The sequence below is a fragment of the Vibrio sp. YT-19(2023) genome (genome assembly GCF_033337395.1).
In genome coordinates, this window is record NZ_JAWOQN010000071.1 from 1 (window position 1) to 5,531 (window position 5,531).

Below are 5,531 nucleotides of genomic sequence, written 5' to 3' on the forward strand. Positions count from 1 at the left end.
TGGGGCATTTTTCAGTTAGCCGACAGCGCTGAAAAACAGAGCAAACCAACAAGGAAAGGAGTAGAACTTAGTTGAATTAGATGTAGGCACGTCAGCTCTGCTTTTAATTTTACGTCTTGATATTCTTCACATTGGTAGACTGCTTTCTTGTTGATGTTTTGTATCGGTGCAATTCCCATGTTAACTGAGCCACGGACGTTGCCATTACTTTCATTTCATCTCTAAACTGGTCATTCTCGGCTCTTAGGCGTTTATTTGATTCTGCCAAATCGTCATATCTCTCCTTATCGACCTGCTTTTTCTTTTTGGGTTCCCCTTTCTTAGCTACGACGGGGTTAGGATGGTAGCGAGCCTTCTCCGCCAGAACCATTTCCAAGATAGTAGGATGATTCTTGCATGACCCGTTTGCCACGCCAGCTCTTTTTTCGACTGCATAGGGGCTAACCTTCTTGCCTTCTTTTTTCAGTGCTTCGAAGGCATTAATCAGCTTGGTTTTTACGTTTGCCATTACAACGCTCCTAATTCAAATCTTTCAAACTCAATGTTATGGTCACGCATGACCTTCTCGGCAGCTCGGATGTCTGTCAACTCGCGAGCAAGCGTGTTCTGGTTGTAAAACCCCATGTCTTTCATTTGCTGTAATCTTCCTGCAATTCGCCCGTGACGCTCTTGCCAGCGCAGCGCCTCTTCCTGATTAATGTTTAAATTTTCACAGTCACGACCAAGACAACTCGACTGCTCAAAAAGGTGGTCCATTTTGCACTTAAAACCAGCAAAGCATCGGCCATAACCTGTCGATTTATTTGCCCCTTTTGTTTTCTTGGCAAGCTCTTCAAATTGTTCTTCAGTCATTACGTTAGGGTCACCCTCAAACGCTTTCATAAACCCACCTGACTGCTCTTCAGGGTGGTCTATCATGTCCCGCAGATAGGTTTTATGACTTTCCATTTCAGCGTCTTCAACCGCTTTCTTGATATTAGCTGGGTTCTCTATTCCCAGCAGTGTTAACACCTCAGCATGACTGGCATAAATAGCGGTCATTGATAGGCTAATGTGCTTGAACTGATGCTTCAAAGCTGCCAGCGACACCAAACCATTCCCGATCACAAAATGGGCAAAGGTACGTCTCAGTGAGTGAGTCGTAAAGTGCCAATAAAACGTGCCATCTTCCCGCTCTTGAATAGGGTTATATTGTGCGGGTACGACAGGGTTTAGCAAGCCATACACCTCATCCATTTCATCTGGGTCATAGTTGATATCAATGTGTCTTGAGTATTCAGCAAAGAGATATCTAAGGACTGTGGTACTTAGTACCACATCGTTTCGCTGACGCTTGATGTTTTCACCACTCCCACCTCTACCATCGAATCTAAATCGTGGTGAACAGTGAATGTCGCCTTTGTTGAAGCGATAATCATCATTTAGTGCAGTTAAGACCTCTAGCGCTTTTTCACAGATAGGGGCGCACGCCCATGCATCCTCTCTTGGTAATTTCTCTAACTTACGCGTCCAAGAACGTAGAGTGCATAGCTTGATACCGTCAAGGTCAATTTCTTTATAAGAGGTCGAGTCTATTTGCGTTAACTCACTGATACGCATACCCGTGAACGCGGAAAGTGCCATAAAACAAGCTCCTTCTACCGCCTTAAATTCATCACAGGCTTGGCGCTCTGTAATCCCATACTTTTTGGCGTAAGCTTTTACATCGCGAAGGTCTTTCAGTTTTTCATGAGCAGCGGTGACATCTTCTATCAAGCGTCCCATTAGTTGCTCATAAATAACAGGAATAACCGTCGGGTAATGCCCTTTACCAGTGCTTGAATACTGCTTGGCGATTTGTTTGAGGCTTTTTCCTTCTGGAATACCGAGTGAAAAGTGAAGCTGCTTTGGAAAGTGTTTGTTGAGTTGCGTAAGGACGCTTAGTGCTTCTAAATGAATTTTTACAGTCTGTTCACTGTGCTTTTTCTGTTCATGAAGCAGTTGACTAAAGACCAATTCGTTACTGAGTAGAGAGAAGGAGTCGATGGAAGTGCCTTTATATACTCTCAGGGCAGTGTTTGACTTTTTTGCTATGAGCTGACATTGACTGAACTTGCGAAAAGTACCCCCATCCATGTGCAGAAGGTTACCTTGTGCTCCCCAAATCAAAAAATAGATACGCTGCTTGAGTTCGATAAGCAGCTTGGGGTTGTGCTTTTGAGGCAAGAAATTGATTTGGTAGAGCGATTTCACGTCGTTCGTGAGATTAAAAAACGCATTAAAATCCCACACATCATCACCGAAACAGGATACAGGGTTGCCTTCCTTATCCACGCTCACTACTGTGTCGTCACTAGGCATAGGAAACGGGTTCGATGTTAGCGGTAGGGCATATTTTTCAAACTTATTGAAATCATGACAGATACTGTACATGGCTTATCCCCTGAATATGTCCATAACGGAGTTTTCATCCCACAGAGGGTGACACTCTCGCTCTAATTGCTTCATCGCAGCTTTGAGGTGAGCCTTTTTAAAACGTGCTTTGAGCTTATTTAGATTCGCCTTCACTTCACCAAAGTTCGTGATGAAGTGCTCTACGTTTTGATGCACTATCATGGCTTCATTCAGTCGCTGCTCAAAGGAAAGCAGCCGCCATATGTCGTGCGGGTCATCCACAACACCGAAGTTCGAGCAGCCAAAGCATTTTACGACGAAGCCACAACCTAGCTGGGATTTTTCTTCACCGGATAGGATGCCGCTCCTGTCTACGGTTTTTTGGAATTCTTTTTTCTGAGGTGTGTCGGCGCCTTTACAAAAACCACCGTTCTGATTCTCAACCACGCGGTGCTCAGTATCGACTTCCTTTATGGCTTCCCACTCCTCATGCGAAATCACCTCACCAATCGCTTCTTTGGCTTGCGCCACCGCGACAACCGTTCCTCCATCGGGATTTTTACCTAAGTTGTGCAACGCCGTTAGGCCAAGAGCTAATTGGTTTCTGGCTTCGCCTTTAGTGACTTTGCCATACTTGGCGTTGTCATAAGTATCAGGTGCATTACGGGTGTTTTGTGCCGCTTTGCTTCGCCCTAGCTTCTGCTCTGCGTACTGCTTAATGGATGATTTCAGCAGATTACAGTTCAAGCAAAAATCAGGGTTCTTTTCTATTAAAGCTTGAATACGCTTAGAGTGTTTAATCAGATAATCTTGAGCATAGGTTTTGAGGTAGCCTGTGGTTGGAACATCACCATTCATCTTTCGAAATAGATAATGCTTATCCAAACCCAGAAAAGTAGAGTGCGCCTTAGATAACGCAAGATGTGATTCAAAAAAACGTTTACAGGATGATCTTGGAGTAAATGAGCGCAGTTCAACGGTGTTCCTGCGAGTCTTCAATCCTTCAATGCTGATGCGGCCAGCTCCTGACTTCTGGCACACCCATTCATCTTCTAAAAACATACTCAAGGTTTCTGTTTGCCCTGTTCCGAGATAGTAGATGGTCAGAAATACCGCATTGCAGACTAATCTATCAAACGCCAACCGCCTTTGAGCTTCAGATAGTGACTCATCCTTATAGCGCTCTAACAGCGCTCTGCGGTCAGCGAGCAAGGCGAAGGCAATAGAGCGCAACTGCTTAGGAGTGTAGTTGTCAGAATCTAACGATGCTGAACTCGTATCAAGGTTTCTGGCTGCTTTAGGGATTGTTCCGAAGCCAAACTTTTTGCAGATTGAATTTAGGTTTGAACCTAGCCAGCCAAGAGTTTTTGCACTGATACGCTTACCATGTAATCCCTTACCTGTACTTGCCATTGAAAGGTAAGTCGCATTGATGTACTGGGTGCATGTTTCTGGAGAAAACTGAACTTTGGTTTTGCGCTTTCCGCTTTGGGCATTGAATGCATGACGAAGAATTTGTCGGATAGTTACGAAGTGCGACTCCTTTGATGATTCGCGCCACCCTGACTGCTGGAACTTGGAAATCAGCAAGCGAATATGCTCGTCCGTGGCATACGCCTTTAGCTCCGCAAAGTCACACGTTGAATTGTCACCAGTACCGCGCTTCCAAATATATTTCCACTTAGTAATTACCGTCAGCGTGTTATCGGTGACCATCTCCTTGGTCGGTGTAGAGCGATAAGCACGAGCGTTTTCTTTAGATTCGGCATCCATTACATCGGTCACGGTAGCGTTTCATCCTCTAGCAAGTTCATGGTTATCTCGGGAATTTGGTTCTTTTCAGGATTGCCCTCGTAATGCTTGAGGTACAGCATGGTGGTTTCTAAATCTTTGTGCCCCATTTCGTCCTTTAGGATTTTCAATGCTTGCATCATCGACAACTCTTTAATTTGAGCCAATGACTCAAGCTTATAAGCACCAAACGTTGCCCTGCAATCGTGCTCTTTATGCTTAAAGTGGGGATTACTGTTCTCTTGTATCGCAGCGCGTAACTTAGCCCACAATGAGTTGAGACTCTTAGTGGTGAACGGTTCTCCATTCTTATTGATAAAGGCGGGAGGGTTCATATCACCCGTATTCATGAAGTATAACTGTTGCCGCTTTTTATATCGTTCACTTTCATGGTACTCATTAAGTGACCTCATCAACCAAACAGGCATGGAGACTTGTCGGTTGATATCATATTTGGTTTTGCAGTCATGGTCAGGCCCAATCCAGATACCCGTTAGTGTCTTCCCTTTGAAGCCCTTGGGAATAGCAAAGTGTTTAGGTTTAATGTCTGTGACCTCTATAGCGCGAAGCCCTACAGTAAGCGCCACACTAATCATTAAACGAAACTCTTTTGATAACCCATTACAGCGCCAATTGTCCCTCACATGCTGTAGGTCAAGGTCATTCAATGGCTGTAGATTGGTTTCTCTGGTTGCGCTTCGGATTGAGCAGTCTGTAAGCGTTTGCCCATACTTAGTGGTGCCCGTCACTTCAAACGGCAGTTGAGAAATGTACCCATGACGGTAACAGAAAAGGTAGAAACGCCTCGCAATTGACAGAGCTGAAACGGCAGTGCTTCGTCTCAAGTTACCTTTTTCTATCTCACCTTCTAAATAAGCTCGATAAAGAAAAATCGGGTAACGCTGTAATCGCTCTTCGTGGTCGTCCCACTTTAGATTATTGGCATCCAAGTATCGGTAATACCTCAACAGGTGGAAGCTCGTGGGCTTAACGTCCTTCGCCCCCTCTACGATACGACGACTTAGGATGTAGGCATTGGGTTCAAACACCGGCTTACCTTCACTGGTAAACAGCATGAGGACGCCTTTGAAAGACATTGGCTTATCAACGGTAAACAATTCCTGAGTGTCTTCGTATGACACCGAATTTTCAGCACCAAAGGAGGTGGCAAGCTCTTTGGTTATTTCAACGTCACCGATGTTAATGTGATCCGCTGTCTCTATGAGGTGGTAGAAGTGATCCATACTTAACCTTGGCCCAATTTAAAATCTAATTATTAGTATACGTTGCAATCTATATATATTAATAAAGATAATTAACTAGTGTCAATCTAATTATAACTATGGGGATTCTTAGTCGAATGAAAA

Annotated in this window: 4 protein-coding genes; all 4 read right to left on the minus strand. The window is 44.4% G+C overall.

Annotated elements, in window-relative coordinates; all coding sequences use genetic code 11:
* Window positions 1-109: 109 nt before the first annotated feature.
* The 4 genes from R7E78_RS23785 to R7E78_RS23800 are packed head-to-tail and all read right to left on the minus strand — an operon-like array spanning window position 110 to window position 5,408.
* Window positions 110-508, minus strand: coding sequence for a hypothetical protein (locus tag R7E78_RS23785; RefSeq protein WP_318058305.1), 399 nt, complete (start codon window positions 506-508; stop codon window positions 110-112).
* Window positions 508-2,412 carry a site-specific integrase gene (locus R7E78_RS23790; protein ID WP_318058306.1) on the minus strand — a complete coding sequence of 635 codons (1,905 nt, stop codon included), beginning with the start codon at window positions 2,410-2,412 and terminating at the stop codon, window positions 508-510. Before R7E78_RS23790 ends, R7E78_RS23785 begins: the two co-directional genes overlap by 1 nt.
* A 3-nt stretch (window positions 2,413-2,415) precedes the next feature.
* Complete coding sequence (locus R7E78_RS23795; protein ID WP_318058307.1) at window positions 2,416-4,158, minus strand: hypothetical protein; 1,743 nt, start codon at window positions 4,156-4,158, stop codon at window positions 2,416-2,418.
* Window positions 4,155-5,408, minus strand: a complete 1,254-nt coding sequence (locus R7E78_RS23800) for a site-specific integrase (RefSeq protein WP_318058308.1) — start codon at window positions 5,406-5,408, stop codon at window positions 4,155-4,157. The genes R7E78_RS23795 and R7E78_RS23800 overlap by 4 nt, the downstream gene beginning before the upstream one ends.
* Window positions 5,409-5,531: the final 123 nt, after the last annotated feature.

What these genes read in the sequence shown, in the direction of transcription:
- R7E78_RS23785 (WP_318058305.1), bottom strand. Translation starts at nt 508, where the DNA reads ATGGCAAACGTAAAAACCAAGCTGATTAATGCCTTCGAAGCACTGAAA.
- R7E78_RS23790 (WP_318058306.1), bottom strand. Translation starts at nt 2,412, where the DNA reads ATGTACAGTATCTGTCATGATTTCAATAAGTTTGAAAAATATGCCCTA.
- R7E78_RS23800 (WP_318058308.1), bottom strand. Translation starts at nt 5,408, where the DNA reads ATGGATCACTTCTACCACCTCATAGAGACAGCGGATCACATTAACATC.